Source organism: Salmonella sp. 32120201201600049SM (genome assembly GCF_017572835.1).
GTDB lineage: Bacteria > Pseudomonadota > Gammaproteobacteria > Enterobacterales > Enterobacteriaceae > Salmonella > Salmonella enterica.
In genome coordinates, this window is sequence record NZ_JAGESA010000011.1 from 11,959 (window position 1) to 32,692 (window position 20,734).

The 20,734-nt window shown below is 52.6% G+C and carries 19 protein-coding genes; 5 read left to right on the plus strand and 14 right to left on the minus strand.

Annotated elements, in window-relative coordinates; translation table 11 throughout:
* Positions 1-19: 19 nt before the first annotated feature.
* The 5 genes from phnV to phnR form a co-directional block, all read right to left on the minus strand.
* On the minus strand, positions 20-817 hold the full coding sequence (gene phnV / locus J4650_RS18345) for a 2-aminoethylphosphonate ABC transport system, membrane component PhnV (RefSeq protein ID WP_000909803.1): 798 nt from the start codon (positions 815-817) through the stop codon (positions 20-22).
* Positions 818-819: 2 nt separating this feature from the next.
* Positions 820-1,680: a 2-aminoethylphosphonate ABC transporter permease subunit gene (phnU, locus tag J4650_RS18350; RefSeq protein ID WP_023994048.1), complete on the minus strand. Its 861-nt coding sequence runs from the start codon at positions 1,678-1,680 to the stop codon at positions 820-822.
* Positions 1,681-1,682: 2 nt separating this feature from the next.
* On the minus strand, positions 1,683-2,792 hold the full coding sequence (gene phnT, locus J4650_RS18355) for a 2-aminoethylphosphonate ABC transport system ATP-binding subunit PhnT (protein WP_023994375.1): 1,110 nt from the start codon (positions 2,790-2,792) through the stop codon (positions 1,683-1,685).
* 5 nt (positions 2,793-2,797) lie between these two features.
* Positions 2,798-3,811, minus strand: a complete 1,014-nt coding sequence (phnS, locus tag J4650_RS18360; RefSeq protein ID WP_000778008.1) for a 2-aminoethylphosphonate ABC transporter substrate-binding protein — start codon at positions 3,809-3,811, stop codon at positions 2,798-2,800.
* A gap of 197 nt (positions 3,812-4,008) precedes the next feature.
* Positions 4,009-4,728 (minus strand): phosphonate utilization transcriptional regulator PhnR, encoded by a 720-nt coding sequence (gene phnR, locus J4650_RS18365; protein WP_023209613.1) that lies wholly within the window; start codon positions 4,726-4,728, stop codon positions 4,009-4,011.
* Between the two features lie 139 nt (positions 4,729-4,867).
* On the opposite strand from phnR, the gene phnW reads away from it, so the two are divergent.
* A complete protein-coding gene (gene phnW, locus J4650_RS18370; protein WP_023993900.1) occupies positions 4,868-5,971 on the plus strand; it encodes a 2-aminoethylphosphonate--pyruvate transaminase in 1,104 nt (367 codons plus the stop codon).
* 9 nt (positions 5,972-5,980) lie between these two features.
* Positions 5,981-6,790 (plus strand): phosphonoacetaldehyde hydrolase, encoded by an 810-nt coding sequence (gene phnX, locus J4650_RS18375; protein WP_001518130.1) that lies wholly within the window; start codon positions 5,981-5,983, stop codon positions 6,788-6,790.
* Positions 6,791-6,886: 96 nt separating this feature from the next.
* On the opposite strand, the gene yajL is transcribed toward phnX, so the two are convergent.
* Both yajL and panE read right to left on the minus strand, forming a co-directional pair.
* On the minus strand, positions 6,887-7,477 hold the full coding sequence (gene yajL, locus J4650_RS18380) for a protein deglycase YajL (RefSeq protein WP_001275806.1): 591 nt from the start codon (positions 7,475-7,477) through the stop codon (positions 6,887-6,889).
* Positions 7,440-8,351, minus strand: coding sequence for a 2-dehydropantoate 2-reductase (gene panE, locus J4650_RS18385; protein ID WP_000705816.1), 912 nt, complete (start codon positions 8,349-8,351; stop codon positions 7,440-7,442). The genes yajL and panE overlap by 38 nt, the downstream gene beginning before the upstream one ends.
* Positions 8,352-8,476: 125 nt before the next feature.
* Between panE and J4650_RS18390 the strand changes: the two genes are divergently transcribed.
* Complete coding sequence (locus J4650_RS18390) at positions 8,477-8,968, plus strand: YajQ family cyclic di-GMP-binding protein (protein WP_023993899.1); 492 nt, start codon at positions 8,477-8,479, stop codon at positions 8,966-8,968.
* Between the two features lie 46 nt (positions 8,969-9,014).
* Here J4650_RS18390 and J4650_RS18395 read toward each other — a convergent pair whose 3' ends face one another.
* Positions 9,015-10,379, minus strand: coding sequence for an MFS transporter (locus tag J4650_RS18395; protein WP_023258934.1), 1,365 nt, complete (start codon positions 10,377-10,379; stop codon positions 9,015-9,017).
* Positions 10,380-10,914: 535 nt separating this feature from the next.
* Between J4650_RS18395 and J4650_RS18400 the strand changes: the two genes are divergently transcribed.
* Both J4650_RS18400 and J4650_RS18405 read left to right on the plus strand, forming a co-directional pair.
* Positions 10,915-12,426, plus strand: a complete 1,512-nt coding sequence (locus tag J4650_RS18400; RefSeq protein ID WP_023993898.1) for a tetratricopeptide repeat protein — start codon at positions 10,915-10,917, stop codon at positions 12,424-12,426.
* A gap of 11 nt (positions 12,427-12,437) precedes the next feature.
* Positions 12,438-13,931, plus strand: a complete 1,494-nt coding sequence (locus tag J4650_RS18405) for a tetratricopeptide repeat protein (protein ID WP_208231562.1) — start codon at positions 12,438-12,440, stop codon at positions 13,929-13,931.
* A gap of 81 nt (positions 13,932-14,012) precedes the next feature.
* Here J4650_RS18405 and cyoE read toward each other — a convergent pair whose 3' ends face one another.
* From cyoE to ampG, 6 genes are all read right to left on the minus strand, one after another.
* Positions 14,013-14,903 carry a heme o synthase gene (gene cyoE, locus J4650_RS18410; protein WP_000971352.1) on the minus strand — a complete coding sequence of 297 codons (891 nt, stop codon included), beginning with the start codon at positions 14,901-14,903 and terminating at the stop codon, positions 14,013-14,015.
* Positions 14,904-14,914: 11 nt separating this feature from the next.
* Positions 14,915-15,244: a cytochrome o ubiquinol oxidase subunit IV gene (locus J4650_RS18415; RefSeq protein WP_000019878.1), complete on the minus strand. Its 330-nt coding sequence runs from the start codon at positions 15,242-15,244 to the stop codon at positions 14,915-14,917.
* On the minus strand, positions 15,244-15,858 hold the full coding sequence (locus tag J4650_RS18420; protein ID WP_000179833.1) for a cytochrome o ubiquinol oxidase subunit III: 615 nt from the start codon (positions 15,856-15,858) through the stop codon (positions 15,244-15,246). Before J4650_RS18420 ends, J4650_RS18415 begins: the two co-directional genes overlap by 1 nt.
* On the minus strand, positions 15,848-17,839 hold the full coding sequence (gene cyoB, locus J4650_RS18425) for a cytochrome o ubiquinol oxidase subunit I (RefSeq protein ID WP_000467158.1): 1,992 nt from the start codon (positions 17,837-17,839) through the stop codon (positions 15,848-15,850). Before cyoB ends, J4650_RS18420 begins: the two co-directional genes overlap by 11 nt.
* A gap of 10 nt (positions 17,840-17,849) precedes the next feature.
* Positions 17,850-18,806 carry a cytochrome o ubiquinol oxidase subunit II gene (cyoA, locus tag J4650_RS18430; RefSeq protein ID WP_001239448.1) on the minus strand — a complete coding sequence of 319 codons (957 nt, stop codon included), beginning with the start codon at positions 18,804-18,806 and terminating at the stop codon, positions 17,850-17,852.
* 452 nt (positions 18,807-19,258) lie between these two features.
* Complete coding sequence (ampG, locus tag J4650_RS18435) at positions 19,259-20,734, minus strand: muropeptide MFS transporter AmpG (protein WP_000098471.1); 1,476 nt, start codon at positions 20,732-20,734, stop codon at positions 19,259-19,261.

Sequence of the window (20,734 nt, forward strand, 5' to 3'; positions counted from 1 at the left end):
TCCTACCCGGCCTACCGTTTTATTTCTGCCCCAACCGTTTTGCAATGCGCTCCAGCTTCATCATCAGCAGCAGCGTAATGGCCACCAGCACAATAGTCAGCGCCGCGCCGTCGGCGATATTTCCACGGTCGGTCAGGCTAAAGATAGCCACTGGCAGCGTCGTCCAGCCCGGCGGATAAATCATCATCGTCGCGCCCAACTCCCCCATGGAGAGCGATAAACTCAGCGCCAGCGCTGACATCATCCACGGCATCAATAACGGCAACGTCACGTGACGCAGACGATACCAGGGCGATGCCCCCAGACTCGACGCGACGTTTTCAATATCGGCGGAAATTCGCGCCAGTCCGGTCGACACGTTACTGAAGGTAAAGGCGGAAATCAGCACAAAGTGCGCTGTCAGCACAATCCATAGGGTGCCGTTCATTTGCAATGGCCCCTGGCTGAAAGCAACCAGAATGCCCAGGCCTACGGACACTGACGGAATCGCACTCGGCAGATAGAACACCATACTTAACCATTTCTGCGTTTTCACCCCATATTGACGCAGCGCCAGCGCCGCCCAAACGCCGCAAAGCAGCGCAAACAGGCTGGCGCAAAAGCCAATCGTGAGGCTGGCAAGTAGGGCATCCCATGCCGCACCGTGCAGAGCGTTAACAAAGTGGTTCAGCGTGAAGCCACTCGGCAGAATACCGTTCCACTGCTGGCTAAGGCTGGACATTAGAATCACCGCGAGCGGCAGGAAAAAGAACACGATAAACAGTACGCTAGCCACAACGCCCGCCGCTGCGCGTCCTTTAGATGACCAAATTAGCATGGCTAGCTCCTTACGCCGGTACGCGATGCCGCCAGGCGATAGAGGGAGAACAGCCCCAGCGACAAGACAATGTTAATCAACGCAATCATGCAGGCGACCGTATAGTCGGACTCCAGAATCGCTTTGCTGTAAACCATCATCGGCAGGGTGTTAACCCCTTTCGCGCCAATAAACAGTACGATGCCAAACTCGTTAGTGGTCAACAGCAGGCACAGGCTGCCACCAGCCATCAGCGCCGGTAGCGCCGCCGGGAAAATCACCTGCCCAATCACCCGTAACGGGTGCGCCCCCAGAATGCTGGCTGCCTCTAGCTGGCTTTTATCAATTTGCCGCAGCGCGGCCATCAGTGGCCGCATCACCAGCGGAGTGAACACCGTGATCTCCGCCAGAATGACGCCCTGCATCGAGTAGAGAAAATCCACCGGCGGTAGCTCAAAGGCAAACAGGCTCATCAGCGTACCGTTGAGCAGACCCGCTGACCCATAAATAAAGGTGAACGCCAGCGTAATCAGGAAGGTCGGCAGCGCAATAAAAGTATCGACGACCCGACCAATCAACCCGCTGCCGGGGAAAGGAATAAACACCAGAATCAGCGACATCACGCTGCCCAGCAGCAGGCAACCGGCGGTGGCGAAAAAGGCGATTTGCAACGTGTTCAGCAACGCGCCGACAAAGCGTTTCGAGTCGACCACCTGCCGGAAGGTCTCGAGCCCGATCTCGCCATTGGCACCGCGTAGCGCCTGTTCAACGATGAGCGACAGAGGCCAGAAAAACAGCGTCGCCAGCACCAGTAACGGGAGCAGCAGCCACAGCAGTGGGCGTAGGTTAAGCGCCTGTTTTTCCAGTGGTAAAATGAGTGACATGGTTATACCTCAATCAGGACCGCATCATCCGGTTCGAACCACAGCGCCAGCTTGTCGCCCACGCGCGGCAGCGGATTGACATGCGTCAACACCATCCGCACCGTTTCGCCAGCAACGTCACACAGCAGATGGGTTAAATCGCCCTGCCAGTGCACCGATTGCAGTGTGGCGTTGAAGCGGTTGCTGTAGGCCGAACGCGGCGTCAGGCTGAGGTGCTGAGGACGAATGCACAGCAGTTTGTTGTAACCGTGGTGGCTGCCCCGGCTGAACGCGCGAATCACCGCACCGCCGCAGCTGACGTCCACCAGCCCCGGAGCCTCCGTTATCCCCAGCGCGATGGCGGAGAGAATATTGGCGCGACCTAAGAATTCGGCGGCAAAACGATTGGGCGGATGCTGATATAGCGCGCGGGTTTCGCCGTGAGCAATCAGCGAGCCATCCTTCATAATGCCGATTTTATCGGCCAGGGTGAGCGCTTCCGTTTGATCGTGGGTGACGTAGAGAATAGTGAGTTCCGGCAGCTCACGGTGAAGACAGGCGATTTCTTCCACCATATTATGACGAATCTGTGCGTCCAGCGCTGACAGTGGTTCATCCAGCAACAGCACGCGCGGGCGCACGGCAATCGCGCGGGCGATGGCCACGCGTTGCTGCTGGCCGCCGGAAAGTTGATGCGGATAACGGGCGGCGTAATCACTCATGCCAACCGTTTTCAGCGCCTGCGTTACACGCTCATTAATTAGCGCCTTTGGCTGCTTCTGCGCACGCAGGCCAAAAGCGACGTTGTCTTCCACTTTCAGATGCGGGAACAAGGCGTAGTTCTGCACCACCATCGCCAACCCGCGTTTATAGGGTGGCAGATGGGTGACGTCCGTATCGCCAATCAGAATACGACCGCCTGCAGGTTGCACAAAGCCCGCAACCGCACGCAGCACCGTCGTTTTTCCAGATCCTGATGGGCCAATCAGCGCCAGCACTTCGCCAGGTTCAATCGTCAAAGAGAGCGGTTTAAGCACCACGTTGCCGTGATACGCAACGCGCAGCGAGTCGAGGACTATCCCCGATGTCCCCTGCGATGCAGGGGCGTGAACGGCAGTCGTTTTCATCAGCATCAGGCTTACTCGCTTTCGGTCACTTTGTGCCAACGGCTAATATCTGCCGACAGCGAAACGGCTACGTCATCCCAATTTGGCTGCCAGCTCTGCACGCCTTCTAACGCGGCAGTGGCGGCCTTGTAATGTTCGTCGCTCGGCGTCACGTCGCTGCGTACCGGCATTCCCCAGGAGAGTTCGCTGACGCGAGTCTGCGCTTCTTTACTCAGCAGGAAGTTAATCAGCTTTTTACCATTTTCACTCTGCGGCGCCCCCTGGACCAGGCCAATGACATAAGGGATGGCCAGCGCGCTGCGCTCGCCTTTGTCGTTGGCCGGCCAGAAGATTTTCACGTTCGGGTTACGTTCCATCTGCGCGAGGTTCATTTGCAGGTCGCCGTTAGCGACGTAGATTTCACCTTTATTAACCAGCGCGGTTAGCTTGCCGGTAGAGGCAGATGGCCCGACGTTATTGGCCTGCAGCTTGCCGAGATACGCAAAACCGGCATCTTTACTGCCGAAGCTGTGGAAAGCCTGCAGCATCACCGCCGTGCCGTCAGCGGCCTGACCTGGCGTGGAATACTGGAGTTTATTTTTGAATTTACCGTCAAGCAGATCCTGCCAGCTCGCCGGGGCAGTTTTCAGCAGCTTGCTGTTGTAGATAAAGCTCAGATAGTTCTTTACCAGCGGCGAATAAAGGTTGTTGGCATCGGGGATAGCCGAGGCGGCGTCGGTGTTAAAGTTCGCCAGCAGCTTTTCGGCGGCGGCGCGCTGAATAAATGGCGGCGCGGTTACCAGCACGTCGGCCTGTGGATTCGTGCGCTCTTTTGCCAGACGTTCCACTACCACGCCACCACCGCCTTCAACATAGCGTACGGTAATGCCGGTCGCTTTGGTGAATGCGTCAAACTGCACCTGGTACCAGCTGTTATCGCCATCGTGCAGCCCGTCGATGGAGTACACTGTGACCACCGATTCCGCCCATGACGGGGCGCTGGCGAGAGCGAAGACAGACAGCAGAGCAAGTCGGGAAAGTTTCATCGTAATAGCCTCATAGCGTACATTGCATTTTCTGGCCTATACCAGGTTTGCTTTTTACGCTAAACGGCTTATATGACAAAACGATGAAAGAGAAATAAATCAGTCCACGCCGGAGGATGCTGCGCTTATCCGGATAGCCGTGAGACGATACGATTGACAGGCCGGATAAGGCCCGCAGCCAACATCCGGCGCACCCGCTAGTGGGTATCTACCTCAATGCGCAGGCTGTCGTGACGCCAGTATTCGATATCCAGATCCAGCACTCGCCCGTGTTGATCGTAGTTCAGACGGCGCAGCAACAGCGCCGGGCGCCCTTCCATAACGCCCAGCGCCTGTGCGGCCTGCGCAGGCATGGCGGTGGGGTAGAACGACAGATGCATGCTGGTATAGACGAGGTTGTAGTGCGACTCGTATACCTCGGTCAGGCTGCCGTTGAGATCGTACTGCAGCAGCTCAGGCACGCGGGCGGGCAAACAATGGTTTTCGCAGTAGCACACGGCGCGGCCATCGGCGTAACGCAGACGGGTCAGCAGATAGATTTGATCAAACGGCTGGAGCTGGAGGGGCTCCATGACCTCGACAGGCACGGTGGTTAACACGCCGCTCAGTAGCGCGGTTTTTGGCTCCCGCCCCTGCTCGCGGCAAAGCTTATGGAAGTTGGTGTTCTGGGTCGGATCCAGCCACAGGCGTTCCGGCGTAACGAACCAACCGCGACGATCGGCGCGCCAGATAAGCCCACTGGACTCCAGCTGCGCCAGGCTTTCGCGAATAGTAATGCGCGTGGTGTTGAAGATCGCGCACAGTTCGCGTTCAGACGGCAGTTTATCACCGCTTTTCAACGCACCGCTCTGAATACGCGCCTGAAGCTGCGCCTTGATCAACAGGTACTGCGGGATATCGCCCGGGATAGGTTTCATGCTTACTCGCTTCCGTTTTGCCTGCCGCCATTATACAAGCAGAGATGAATTTTTTGTTGCAGCGCGATTTTCTCTTTGACCCATCGCGGCAAAGATCGTCATGATAAATGCAATCTGGTATAGACCAAAGGTAAATAACATGACTTCGTGTAACTATCTGCTGCTGACTCCTGGCCCGCTCACCACCTCTCGCACCGTGAAAGAAGCGATGTTGTTCGATAGCTGTACCTGGGATGATGATTACAATATCGGCGTGGTGGAACAGATCCGCCAGCAGCTGACCGAACTGGCAACGGCCTCCGAAGGCTACACCTCCGTACTACTGCAAGGCAGCGGTAGCTATGCTGTGGAAGCCGTACTGGGCAGCGCATTGGGGTCGCAGGATAAGGTGCTGATCGTCAGCAACGGTGCATACGGCGCACGAATGGTCGAGATGGCCGGCCTTATGGGTATCGCCCATCACGCTTACGACTGCGGCGAAGTTGCGCGCCCGGACGTGCAGGCGATCGACGCGATCCTCAACGCCGACCCGACGATCAGCCATATCGCCATGGTGCATAGCGAAACGACCACCGGGATGCTCAACCCCATTGATGAGGTGGGCACTCTGGCGCATCGCTATGGCAAAACCTACATCGTTGACGCCATGAGTAGCTTCGGCGGCATCCCCATGGATATTGCAGCATTACACATCGACTATCTGATCAGCTCCGCCAATAAATGCATTCAGGGCGTGCCGGGTTTTGCCTTCGTGATTGCCCGCGAGCAAAAACTGGCCGCGTGCAAAGGGCGTTCCCGCTCGCTGTCGTTAGATCTCTACGCCCAGTGGCGTTGCATGGAGGATAACCACGGCAAATGGCGTTTTACTTCGCCCACACATACCGTCCTGGCGTTTGCCCAGGCGCTGAAAGAGCTGGCGAAAGAAGGTGGCGTGGCGGCACGTCATCAACGCTATCAGCAAAATCAGCGCAGCCTGGTGGCCGGAATGCGGGCGCTGGGCTTTAACACGCTGCTGGATGACGAACTTCATTCGCCCATTATCACCGCCTTTTATTCACCGGAAGACCCGCAGTATCGCTTTAGCGAATTTTATCGCCGCCTCAAAGAGCAGGGCTTTGTTATCTATCCTGGCAAAGTGTCGCAAAGCGACTGCTTCCGCATCGGCAATATTGGCGAAGTATATGCCGCCGATATCACTGCCCTGCTGACCGCCATTCGTACCGCCATGTACTGGACGAAATAAGGAACCATGATGAACCGTATTCACGCTGTTATTCTCGACTGGGCGGGCACCACCGTCGATTTTGGCTCCTTCGCGCCGACGCAAATTTTCGTCGAGGCGTTCCGTCAGGCATTTGATGTGGAGATCACCCTCGCCGAAGCACGCGTGCCAATGGGGCTGGGTAAATGGCAACACATTGAAGCGCTGGGAAAATTACCTGCTGTTGACGCGCGCTGGCAGGCAAAGTTTGGCCGCTCCATGAACGCAGCAGATATTGATGCCATCTATTCCGCCTTCATGCCGTTACAGATTGCTAAAGTTGTCGATTTTTCTTCTCCTATTGCCGGAGTTATCGACACGATCGCGGCGCTACGAGCCGAGGGCATTAAGATAGGCTCCTGCTCTGGTTACCCACGAGCGGTGATGGAGCGCCTGGTCCCCGCCGCCGCCGGGCATGGCTATTGTCCGGATCATTGGGTGGCAACGGACGACCTGGCCGCGGGTGGTCGCCCGGGGCCGTGGATGGCGCTGCAAAACGTGATTGCGCTGGGCATTGATGCGGTCGCGCACTGTGTGAAGGTAGATGATGCCGCGCCAGGCATTAGCGAGGGGCTTAACGCGGGGATGTGGACGGTGGGGTTGGCGGTATCGGGTAACGAATTCGGCGCAACATGGGACGCCTATCAGACAATGTCGAAAGAGGACGTTGCGGTCCGCCGCGAGCACGCGGCCAGCAAGCTGTACGCCGCCGGGGCGCATTACGTGGTGGATTCACTGGCGGATTTACCTGGGGTGATTGCGCATATTAATGCGCGTCTGGCGCAGGGCGAACGCCCGTAAAATAACTGCCGGATGGCGCTGCCGCTTATTCGGCCTACAGACTGTACCGTTTTGTAGGCCGGATAAGGTGTTTACGCCGCCATCCGGCAATCATTCTTATTCGTAGTAGTTATAAATCCCCGCCGCCATCACCAGTTGCGAAGCCACTTCATGCGCTTTTTCACGGCCAGCCAACAAGTCGATGATTTTCAAGCCAAAATCGATAGCGGTACCAGGTCCCTGGCTGGTTAATAATTTTACCCGCGCATCCCACACCACACGCTTATCCAGCCACTGTTCGGCGGGGATCTTATCTTTCAGCGCCGGAAAACCGGTCATATTGCCGATAGGGAAGATATCGTGCGGCACGAGCACTGTGGCGGCTGCGGCGCAAATGGCTGCGACAATGCGCCCGGAGCGGTGAAACTGTTTTACGGTTTCGACCAGCAGCGGGCTGTCGCGAAAGCACTCGGCGCCTTTAATTCCGCCGGGCAACACGATGATGTCATAATCGCCGTCGGCAACTTCAACCAGCGGCGCATCCGCCAGTAGCTTTACACCGCGCGAGCAGACAATCGTCAGGTTGCCATCGCTGGCGACGCTGGCGGTAGTGACGTGGATTCCGCCGCGAACCAGCAGATCGATAGTGGTGACCGCTTCGGTCTCTTCACTACCAGGGGCGAGGCATACCAGTGCCTGAGCGCTCATACTCACTCTCCTTTCGCTTTACCATTTCAAACAGGCGGCTATTTTCCGGAACGGCGAGACCGTGCACACGGGCGCGCTTGAGTAAATAACCGGTGATGTAGTCAATTTCGGTATGGCGCATGGCACGCACGTCCTGCAACATGGATGAGATGTTTTCTGCCGTACTGTCAATCACTTGCTCAACATAATAGCGTAAATCGTCTGCCGATGTGTGGTAGCCTTCACGTTCAATCACGGCGGCGACCTCTTCGCAAATTGCGTTGATTTCATCAGTATGATGGCGCAGCTCGCCGTTCGGGCAGTTCCAAAGCGCGGTGAGCGGGTTGATAACACAGTTGACCGCCAGTTTGCGCCACATCTCTGCGCGGATATTGTTATGCCAGGCGACATCGGGCAGTACCCCCTGCAGGATATCGGCGAGATAACTGTAATCGCCGTCTTGCTCGCGCGCCGGGCCAATATGCGTAGTACCGTTAGCGACATGAATAATGATATTACCGTCGCGGCGCGCAGCATGGGTGATAGTCCCCATCAACATCGGCTGTTGGATATTTTGCAGCTCTTCTATGGTTCCCATTCCATTATGAATGAGCAGGATAGGCGACGTCACCGGTAGGGTTGACGCCAGGGTTCGTACTGCGTCGGAAACCTGCCACGCTTTCAGCGTGACTAACAACAGTTCGCTCTTCGCCAAAAAATCCGGATCGTTTGCCGTCAGTGATTCGTTGAAAAAGGAACCATCGGTATCGATCAGATTTACGCTGCAATAAGGTTGTGGCACCCGTAGCCAGCCCTGTACGTCATGTCCGTGTTTGCACAGTGCCGAAAGCCAAAGTTGTCCTAAGGCTCCGCATCCCAGTACAGTAATTTTCATTGTTCCTCCTCACCTGCAACAGCGCCAGGTGTTATGGCGCTAATTATAGCGTCATCAGCTAAGCTTCTCGTTAAGCCTCGTTGCAGGTATTATGCAACGCAACGAAAATGAAGGGAGAAGAAAAGATGCCATCTTTCGATATTGTTTCTGAAGTTGATCTGCAGGAAGCGCGTAACGGTGTGGATAACGCGGTTCGCGAGGTTGAGTCTCGTTTTGACTTCCGTGGCGTAGAGGCGACTATTGAACTGAACGATGCCAATAAAACCATCAAGGTGCTGAGCGAGTCCGATTTTCAGGTCAATCAGTTGCTCGATATTCTGCGCGCCAAGCTGCTTAAACGCGGTATTGAAGGCGCTTCGCTGGATGTACCGGACGAGTTCGTGCATAGCGGTAAAACCTGGTATGTGGAAGCGAAGCTGAAGCAGGGCATTGAAAGCGCCGTGCAGAAGAAAGTCGTCAAGCTGATTAAAGACAGCAAACTGAAGGTGCAGGCGCAAATTCAGGGGGAAGAGATTCGCGTGACGGGCAAATCACGTGACGATCTGCAATCGGTAATGGCGCTGGTTCGCGGCGGCGATTTGGGCCAGCCGTTCCAGTACAAAAACTTCCGCGATTAAGTTGTTATGCCGGATAGAGCCTCGCCGCCATCCGGCAATGCAGTATTCATCCTTTGCTGATAAGCTGTTCAACTTCAAAGCGATTGGTCACTTTGCTGTCGATTTTGACGTAAGCGGAATGCTCTTCCGCCACGATCAGCGCTTCGCTTACGCCTTTCATTGCCAACAGTCGCTGTTTTAGCCTGTCGTCAGCAACAATATCCGCTGGAATTTCCACGCGCAGGCTGCTGACATAGGGCGGCTCTTTCATGGTACTTGCCACCGCCAGCCATACCATCGCCAGTACGGCCCCGGCAAGGAAAACGGTTTGCCCATCAAACGTGCCGTCTATCCAGCCGCCCAGCGAGCCGCCAAGCGCCACGCCAAGAAACTGACTGGTAGAATAGACGCCCATCGCCGTTCCTTTATACCCCGCGGGCGACTCTTTGCTAATAAGCGAAGGCAGCAGCGCCTCCATCAGATTAAAGGCGAGGAAAAAGAGTTGTACGCCAATCACCAGCTCCCAGAAATGCTGGCCCGCTCCCCACAACACGATTTCTGCGACGATAATGAGCCCCACGCAGAACAGGAATACCTGCTTCATCCGCCGTTTGACTTCAGCATAGATAATAAAAGGCACGACGGCGGCAAAGGCGATCACCATGGTTGCCAGATACACCTTCCAGTGTTCGGCGGCAGGGAAACCGGCATCGGCAAGCTGGCCGGGCAGGGCGACAAAGGTGGACATCAATAAAATATGTAGACACATAATGCCGAAATTGAGCTTGAGCAGCCTCGGCTCCGCCAGCACTTTACTGAAGCTGCCTTTGACCATCCCGGATTCGCGATTCAGCACATGGTTGGTACTGTTGGGAACCACCCAGATCGTCAAAATAATGCCCAGGGTGGCGAGGGCGGCGATCATCCAGAACAACGCGTTCAATCCCAGACTATGGGTAACGATCGGCCCTAATACCATCGCAATCGCGAAGGTGATACCAAAGCTGACGCCGATAAACGCCATCGCTTTGGTACGGTTTTGCTCTCGGGTGAGATCAGATAGAAGCGCCATGACGGCGGCGGCAATAGCGCCGGACCCTTGTAGCGCTCGCCCCAGAATAATGCCCCAGATTGAGTGAGAGAGCGCGGCAATGACGCTGCCCGCGACAAATACCGCCAGTCCGCCGACAATCAGCGGCTTACGGCCAATGCGGTCGGACAGCAGCCCAAAGGGAATTTGAAAGATAGCCTGCGCCAGCCCGTAAATGCCGATCGCAATGCCGATTAATGCTTCGCTGGCGCCCTGTAGCGCCATACCGTATGTGGTCAGTACTGGTAGAACCATAAACATACCCAGCATACGCAACGAAAAGACGGTCCCTAAACCCCATGTGGCGCGCAGCTCCCCTGGCGTCATTTTATAATCGTTCATTGCCACCTCTGTATAAAAGCTGGGAGTAGTGTAGTGCGGGGAGTGTGCCGGGTAAATAGAGGGTTAATTAGCAAATATTATGTTTTTGAAACAGTTGAGCTAAAAAAGAGATAAATTGTTAACACGATAGGGGCGATCGGGAGAGTCAGCATAGCCTTGTGCTCATTCATATTCCGATCTCCTTGAGCTGTAGTGGCTATCTGAGCCATCTCAGTATAGTGTAGCGGTTAGCCACGGCCTTCAGGCTGTGTACGCTGTTGCTTCATATAGCAATAACAGACTCGTCAAGTCAGACTGTCAGCGAACCGCGCTGCCTGAGTGTGGCTGGCCGGTGGGTGACTTTAAACTTTTGCTTTGCCATAGGAAGCCGATTCTGAAACGATGGCAATGATCAGAACCGTCCATCTCCTGAAAATTTGATTTATTCAACAACGCCGAGACTGATAGCAAACTTTCTGCGTGATGGCGCGCGTTTATCAGGCAGAAGGTTCGTCAGCAGTCGCATTTATTATATTATTCAAGGAGTGAATTCGTTATGGAAATTAAATTCTTATCATTATGTATTTTAGCGGGTGTTTTATTTGCTAACCAGGTGAATGCATCAGAGAACAACAGTAAAGATGATGTAAAATACGCTGCGCTTACCCAGAAGGATCTTGATGCTTTGCCTGTGGAAAAAAGAGCTTCGGTTCTGGATGAACTGGGGTTTATCCATGAATACGGCCTTAGTGTACCGATGAATCGCGAACGGGCGTTGCAGTATTACAAGCAGGCCTGTGAGCTTGGCGGTAACTACGGCTGTTATAATGTGAAGTATGCTTATCAGTATGGCGACGGAGTGGCGAAAGATAGCGCTCAGGCCAATAAGTATGCTAAGAAAATGAATCTGGATAATTTATTGATTGAGCAAGAATATATTGATAAGTTTTCGCAAGAAATTTACATGGCAAAAGCATTGGCCGATACGGATAAATCGCAGCGGGCGGCATTTATTAGTATACTAATTCATGCTCTAAATAATAGACCCGAGAGCGATGCGCTTTTTTTTAGCCGTATTGGATTTAACCAGGAAAAAACATTTCGGCTGGCTACGTTATGGTCGCAGGATGGCGACCCGCAAATGGATTATCAGATGGGGCGACTCACCCTTAATGACTTTTCCGGTCGCTATGCGGACGAGCCTTATCAAGCCAGACCTGCGTCATTGAAGTGGTTTCGCGCCGCCGCGGAAAAAGGCGTCGTTGAGGCCCAATCTCTCTTGGGGGGTATTTATTCGGGGGGAGAGGGCGATGAGTGGGGGATTAAGCCAGACATTCAGGAAGCACAAAAATGGTATGGACAGGCGGCTAAGCAGGGGGACAGCGATGCACAGATTGCGTTAGGTAAAATCTATTATTCTGGCGCAACAGGGCGCACTGATTACGCTAAAGCGCTGGCATTATTTACGCAGGTTGAAAATGATGGTACTAATTCGCGCTCAACGATGCCGTTGAGTTGGATGTATTATAACGGTTTAGGTACTGCACCTGATTGTGATAAAGCCTGGTCGTATTACAAGAAAGCATCTCGATATGTAGGTAAGAAGGTTGAGGAAAAAATATTTTTAAGTAAATGCGCAGCGGATATTCAGAGTCGAAAAAACAACGCGGATGCTTTACCCAAAGTAACCCTAAAAAAAGAAAGTATTTTCTCTCGCGGGATAACGGCTAAGCCGAAAGAATGCGCACTAATTTTTCAGATTGGCACAGATAAAATCCGTAACATGGCGAATTTGCATATTACGCTTGAGCTGAAAAATGATGATGGAATGGCAACTGAGGAAACGTTAATGATTCCGCCATTCGGTTTGAATACTCTGGGGATAGATATGCAAAATCATGATGTTGATCCTCTCGTTACCCCATACGATCTCCCGCTGTATACGCAAGCTTTTTGTCACGGGATCGGCGATATCCATTTTACGCTGAAATCCGCTACGGCAACGATTAACGGTAAGAATGTCGATTTACTGAAAGCTGATAGTGTGCGCTTTTTAGATAAAGAATAAGGGAATGAAAAATGATAAAACGGAAATGGAATATTTTGTTTCTGCTTGGGCTTTCTTTCGCATCGGTATGCCAGGCAGGTGATGATATTGACGCGTTGTATAGCCGTATTGCGCAGAAAGATATTCAGGCGCTAAATGAGCTAAAAGCGTTAGCCAAAGATAATAATGCTCAAGCGCTGGCGGAGTTGGGGTTTATTTATGAGTACGGTGTTTCAGTATCTGTGGATATTCCGCAAGCAATAAAGTACTACGAGCAGGCTTGTGATTTGGACGGTGATTATGGTTGCTTTAATGCAGCTTATTTCTATGAATATGGCATCGGTACCCAAAAGGACATTACGCAAGTGAAAACATTAGCAAAACAGCTTAGAGAAAAAATTAATCTATCCAATATCAATCTCGATAAAAAGGTGAGTGAACGTATAATTGGGAGTGTTTATAGTAATAAACTTGAGGCATATAGAGACCTTTCATTTCGTCCTCATTTTATTCAAGGCTTAAGTTTCTATTTTTATGCCCCGCAATCAGATGAGCGAAAACTGCTGAGTCGAATAGGTTTTGACTCATCACATCTTGCGCGGATAGCGATACTCTGGGCGAGAGAGGGTGATCCTGAGGTCGCGTATCAGACGGCAAAACTGGTCTCTACTTTGTATTTTAATAATGAAACGAAAACGATAGATATTGCTGAAGCGCTGAAATGGCTCCGAATTTCGGCCGAGAAGGGGGATGCCGACTCACAGACGCTGTTAGGTTTTCTTTATGAACACGCTGGATTGGGATTACAACCAGATGGAGAGAAAGCCCGGAAATGGTATGAAATGGCGGCGCAGCAAGGTAATGGAGAAGCATTGTATACGTTAGGTCGTATGTACTATTCTGGCGTAATGGTTAACGTTGATTACGATAAAGCGCTGTATTTTTTTAAAAAAGCTTATGAGAAAGAATTACAGGCGGCCGCTGATTATTTAGCACAGATGTATTTTAATGGCCAGAGTGTAGATGTCGATTGCCAACAATCCTGGCACTATTACGATAACAGCTATATAAAAAAGATGACACAACGCGATTATCTTGATTATTGTGAAAAAGATCGAAAGCGCCGTAATGATTTTAGTCAGCAACTTCCTGAGCTGACATTAGAAAAATATGCGGGATTATTTGGCAGGATTGATAATATTCCTCTGTGTCAGATTGGATTTGTTGTCAATACGAATAAGTTAATTCATGTTGCGAACTTACGTGTGGAATTGATATTAAAAAATGATGCTGGAGTTAGTGACGAAAGAATGGTCGCTTTTCCTCCTTTGGGTCTCAATACTCTGGGTGCTGAACAGGGTATGGGGGATTCTTTTAAGTCGATGGGATATCTCTTGATGAAAAACGGTGACTTGTGTGATTACCATAAACTTACTTTCACCGTGAAGTCAGCGACGGCAACAATCAATGGTAAAAAAGTTGATTTACTGAAAACGGATAATTTACATATTATTCAGAATCGATAACTCGTGGGGCGTTACTGCCTGATGAAATGGATAAAAAAACCGCCGTTTGTGACACGGCGGTTTTTTCAATAGCAACGCTTGTTACCAGACGTAAGTCAGCAGATTCTGCGAATTCGGCACCATAAAATCAACGGACATCATGATACTCAGCGCGGTAATCGCAATGATAGAGAAGCCGAACAGCTTGCGCGCCCAGACCTTATCATCTTCCACTTTGTAACCGCGTAGCGCCATGCCGAGCCACCAAACGCTGACCGCCGCGGCGACCACCAGGTATTTGTAACCGGCATAACCGCCCAACGTGAGCATTAGCGTTGCAACGGCAAACGCAATGATGTACAGCGTGATGTGGTTTTTAGCGACTGAGATTCCTTTTACCACCGGCAGAACCGGGATATTGGCCGCCTGATAGTCCTTAAAGCGGAAAATGGCGATGGCGTAAGAGTGCGGCATCTGCCAGAGGCTGAAAATAGCCAACAGGATCGCCGCGCCGCTGTCAAAGTCGCCCGTTACGGCGCAGTAGCCAATCACCGGCGGCGCTGCGCCGGAGAGAGAACCAATCAGCGTTCCGTAAACGGAGTGACGCTTCATGTACAAGCTGTACACGCCAACGTAGACCACGAAGCCCATCACCCCCAGCCAGCAGGCCAGAGGATTGGCGCCAAACCACAACAGCATAAAGCCAGCAATACCCAGCAGGGTGGCGTATACCAGCGAGACGCCAGGAGAAATCAGGCCTTTGACCAGCACCCGATTCTTGGTCCTTTCCATCTTCCTGTCGATATCCCTGTCGATGTAGTTGTTAAATACACAACCCGACGCCACAACCAGTGACACCCCGACCAGCGTATAAATGAACAGGGGATAGTCAATGCTGCCCTTTGAGGCCAGCAGAAATCCCCCGATCACCGAGATCAGGTTGCCAAAGATGATGCCTGGTTTCGTTACTTGCAGGTATTGCTTAAACATCATACTCGCCGCTCTTAGTGCATCATCATGTTGTAGTTGAGGTTCCACATAATCCAGATGGAGCCCACAACCAGGATGGCGATGATCAGCACGGTAAAGATGAAGGCCGTCATGTTCCAGCCTTCATCAGATTTGGTGTTCATGTGCAGGAAACACACCAGATGCACCAAAATCTGCACCACTGCCATTGCCAGGATAGATCCCAGAATAACGGCCGGAGAGGCAGCGCCGGTCATCACCATCCAGAATGGAATAACCGTCAGGATGACCGACAGGATAAAGCCGGTCATGTACGTTTTTACGCTGCCGTGGGATGCGCCGCCGCTCTCGGTAGAATGACTCATTACATCGCCCCCATCAGATAAACAACAGTGAATACGCAAATCCAAATCACATCCAGGAAGTGCCAGAACAGGCTCAGGCACATGATGCGGGTACGGTTAGTGCTGGTCAGACCGCGACGGGCAACTTGCACCATCAGCACCGCCATCCAGATCAAACCGGAAGTGACGTGCAGACCGTGCGTGCCGACCAGCGCGAAGAACGCAGACAGGAAGCCGCTGCGATCCGGGCCCATACCGTTAACAATCAGGTGATGGAATTCATAGAGTTCCATCCCGATAAATCCGGCACCGAACAAGAAGGTCAACGCCAGCCAGGAGATAACCTGGCTCTTGTTGTTCTTGTGCATGGCGATCGCCGCCATGCCGTAGGTAATGGAGCTAAATAACAGCAGGAAGGTTTCAACCAGAACGAACGGCAGTTCAAAAATATCCTTACCTGTCGGGCCGCCAGCGGTGCCGTTCACCAGAACGGCATAGGTAGCAAACAGAATAGAGAACAGAATGCAGTCGCTCATCAGGTAGACCCAAAATCCGAAGATTTTGTTCTGGCCTGCGTCATGGTGCCCGTGTTCGTGCGCGTGGGCAGTCGCGTGCGTTAAAGTATCAGTTGCCATTTTTCAGCCCTGCCTTAGTAATCTCATCGAAATGCTGGTTTTCCAGTTTTTCGACTTCCGGGACCGGCACGTAGTAATCCACATCTTCATCAAAGCTTTTTACAATCCAGCTGATGATCATGCCTGCGAAACCCACTATCGCCAGCCACCAGATATGCCAGATCATGGCGAAGCCAAATACCGTTGCGAAGGCGGCGATAACAATACCGGCACCGCTATTTTTCGGCATATGAATCTCTTCATACTGTCCAGGCTGTTGGTACGCTTCGCCTTTTTCTTTCATTTCCCAGAAGGCGTCACGTTCGTGAACGTGCGGCACAACGGCAAAGTTATAGAACGGCGGCGGAGACGAGGTTGACCACTCCAGCGTACGGCCACCCCATGGGTCGCCGGTCAGATCGCGGTTCTGATCGCGGTCGCGAATAGAAACGAAGATCTGAATCAGTTGGCACAGGATACCCAGCGCAATCAGCGCGGCGCCGGCGGCGGCAACCATCAGCATCGTATGGAACTGCGGATCAATTTGCTGGCTGAGGCGACGGGTCATGCCCATGAAGCCCAGTACGTACAGCGGCATAAAGGCTACAAAGAAACCGATAATCCAGAACCAGAAGGCGCGTTTACCCCAGGTTTCGTTCAGCTTGAAGCCAAACGCCTTCGGCCACCAGTAGGTCATACCCGCGAAGCAGCCAAACACCACGCCGCCGATGATCACGTTATGGAAGTGCGCAATCAGGAACAGGCTGTTGTGCAGGACGAAGTCCGCGCCCGGTACCGCCAGCAGCACGCCGGTCATACCGCCGACCGAGAAGGTCACGATAAAGCCGATGGTCCACATCATTGCGGAATGGAAGACGATACGGCCCTGATACATGGTGAACAACCAGTTGAAGATCTTCACCCCGGTCGGGATGGCGATAATCATGGTGGTGATACCGAAGAAGGCGTTAACATTCGCGCCTGCGCCCATCGTGAAGAAGTGGTGCAGCCAAACGATAAACGACAGTACGGTAATACAGACGGTCGCCCAAACCAGCGAGGTATAGCCGAACAGACGTTTACGCGAGAAGGTCGCTGCGATTTCGGAGAATACCCCGAAGACCGGCAGAATCAGAATGTACACTTCCGGATGGCCCCAGGCCCAAATCAGGTTGATGTACATCATCATGTTGCCGCCCATATCGTTGGTAAAGAAATGGGTGCCCAGATAGCGATCCAGGGTCAGCAACGCGACGGTAACCGTCAGAATCGGGAAAGAGGCGATGATCAGTACGTTGGCGCACAAAGAGGCCCAGGTAAAGACCGGCATCTTGAACATTGTCATACCCGGCGCACGCATCTTCAGGATCGTCACGAAGAAGTTGATACCGGTTAACGTCGTACCAATACCCGAGAGTTGCAACGCCCATATCCAGTAATCGACCCCGACGCTGGGACTGTACTCTATTCCCGATAGCGGCGGATAAGCCAGCCACCCTGTCTGCGCGAATTCACCCACGCCCAGCGAGAGGTTAACCAGGATAACGCCGACAACGGTGAACCAGAAGCTCAGGTTGTTCAGGAAAGGGAACGCAACGTCGCGCGCGCCGATCTGCAGCGGAACCACCAGGTTCATCAGACCGATAACGAAGGGCATCGCCACGAAGAAGATCATGATTACGCCGTGAGCGGTAAAGATCTGATCGTAGTGGTGCGGCGGTAGAAAACCCGCTTCGCCGGCGGAGGCAAGCGCCTGCTGGCTACGCATCATGATGGCATCGGCGAAACCACGTAACAGCATCACAATCGCGACGATGATATACATGATGCCGAGGCGTTTATGGTCAACTGACGTTAACCACTCTTTCCATAGGTAGGTCCACTTACCGAAGTAAGTAATCGCTGCCAGTATCGCCAGTCCCCCGACGATAATTGCAGCGATCGTTACCATGACGATAGGTTCATGGAACGGTACTGCATCCAGTGATAATTTTCCGAACATCTTATCTTCCTCAACCCTTGGAGTTGGCGGATTCCGCGTGGCTCATGTCCATACCTTCCATTCCTTCATGCGAGCTGTGCTCACCTTCAGGTTGGGTCATGTCCATGCTCTTACCGTGGTCCATGAATTTGTTAATAACGTCCTTGAACAAATCTGGTTTCACGCTGGAGAAATATTCCACCTTGTTGTACTCGCTTGGCATAGCCACTTTCTCGAACGCCGCCATATCATTCATGGTGTTCGGAGACTGCTTCGCTTTTGCGACCCATTGGTCGAATTCTGCGCGGTCTTTGGTGGCGATAGCTTTAAACTTCATACCAGAGAAGCCCGGGCCGCTATAGCTGGCGGAGATGCCATCGTAGGTTCCGGGTTCGTTGGCGATCAGATGCAAACGCGTTTGCATACCGGCCATGGCATAAATCTGGCTACCCAGACGCGGGATAAAGAAGGAGTTCATCACGGAGTTGGAGGTCACTTTGAAATAAACCGGCGTGTTCGCCGGGAAGGCGATCTCGTTGACGGTGGCGATACCCTGCTCCGGATAGATGAAGAACCATTTCCAGTCCATGGAAACCACTTCGATGGTGATTGGTTTTTCGTCATGCGCCAGCGGCTTGCTTGGTTCAAGCGCGTGCGTGGTTTTCCAGGTCAGTACGGCAAGGAAAATGATGATCAAGATAGGCACCGTCCAGACCACGGCTTCCACTTTATTGGAGTGTGACCAGTTCGGGCTATACTTCGCATCCTTATTACTCGCACGATACTTCCAGGCGAAACCAACAGCCATCAAGATGGCGGGAATAACGACGATCAACATCAGGCCAAATGCCGTCAGTATCAGCGAACGTTGCTCCAGTCCAATCTGTCCTTTGGGATCCAGCAGCGCAGAATTACAGCCACTGAGTAATGCAGTGCCTGCAATTAATGACAACCATCCCAAACTTTTATTGTATTTCCTGAGTCTCATTTAACGACCTCAATTCCACGGGACCTGGTGGCGTTTAAAGTGTAGGGGCATTTTACGGTAAGGTTACATTACTGTAAACATGATTGGTTCTGTGTTACCAAGTTCTGCCGCGCATGTCACATATGTTGCCAAGTATGTCGAAATAACTTTAAGACACTGTTGAAACTTTGCGTTATAACGGATGAGGTCTGTAAGTGGGATGTTGAGGGATAATTGGTATAACCAATGTGAAAATAAAACAATTACTTAACAATTTATTATCAATAAAAGGACAATCAACGGCAGAAATTTAAATTTAATCGGCTGAATCGTGTAAAGAAAATAGGTAGCGTAGAAATTACCAATAATTTCCAAAATTCTGTTGCGCACAAAAAGACAAATATATTTTTTATCAATTGATGGTTATTTAGCCGTTATAATTCCGGGTCGTTATTACAACGGCAAATAATGTTTTACAGCAGGCGTGTTTTTCGTAGCGCCAGGTAGTCCAGCAACCCGCCAAAGACAATGCCGCACACGGCAACCGCTACCGCAGTCTCAAGCAATTCGGGCAGGAATGAAAAGTTAGTGTAATCCAACGCGTTCATGGTCAGCAGGAGTACCCAGACCGCCAGCAAAGCGACGCCCGCGAGCAGGATTGAAAGCGCGAAATTGTAGGCGCCACGGTATTGCGTGCGGGGAATGAAACGCTCGTTCTGCCAGCTATATTCCAGCGTTTGCCGACAGACCAGCAACAGTAACAGCCCGGGAACGGCGGCAACAACCGAGAAGAGGTAGAATGTCGGCCAGCCGTGCGCTTCAACGAACCAGCCCGCTACAGGACCAACATAAACCCGGCCTACTGCGGAGAGGGCCGACAGTAGGGCAAACTGTGTTGCGGAAAACGACTTATTACATAGCGTCATTAATAAGGCGACAAAGGCGGCAGTACCCATCCCGCCGCACAGATTTTCGAAAAAGACCGCCGCGCCCATGCTGAACATGTTTTTATCGGTAATGGAGAGCAACCAGTAACCGGCGTTGGACGCGCCTTGCAAAATGCCGAAAATCAGCAGCGCGCGAAACAGCGAAAGACGCTGCATTAATATGCCGCCGTATAACGCGCCGACGATCGTTGCCAGCAGGCCCAGCGTTTTATTGACCACGCCGACTTCGCCGGCGTCAAAGCCGACGCCGCGAATCAAAAAGGTGGTGGTCAGGCTCATAGCGAAGGCGTCACCCAGTTTATAAAGCACAATGAGCAGTAAAATCAGCCAGGCGTTATTACGGCCAAAGAAATCGCGTAGCGGCGCGACGACGGCCTGTTCCAGCGATTTCGGGGAGGGGATAGTATCGGTCGGTTCCGGCGCCAGTAAGGTGGCGATAATGCAGGGGATCAGCAATGCCGCCATCAGCCAGTACATGCCCTGCCAGCCGAGCCAGCGATCGGCCAGCCATAGCGCCAGTCCGCCGGAAACCAGCATCCCCAACCGGTAGCCAAGCACGCTGATTGCCGCGCCAGCGCCGCGTTCTTCTGCGGGTAAAACATCGGTTTTCCAGGCGTCGAACACGATATCCTGCGAGGCGGAGCAAAAAGCAATCACCACCGCCAGCGCCGCCATCCAGCGTAGCTGCGTGCCGGGTTCAAGAAAGCCCATCGCCGCAATCGCCGCCAGTAACAACAGTTGGGTGGCGAGTAACCAACCGCGACGACGACCTAAAAAAGGCGGCGTGTAGCGGTCCATCAGCGGGGACCAGAGAAACTTAAACACATAGGCCTGACCAACCAGCGAGAAGAAGCCAATCGTTTTAAGATCGATATTCTCGACGGTCATCCACGCCTGTAGCGTACCGGAGGTGAGCGCCAGCGGGAGGCCAGAGGCAAAACCCAATATCAGCAGAATGGCTGAACGCGGTTGCTGGAAAATACGTAAATATTGACTTGACAT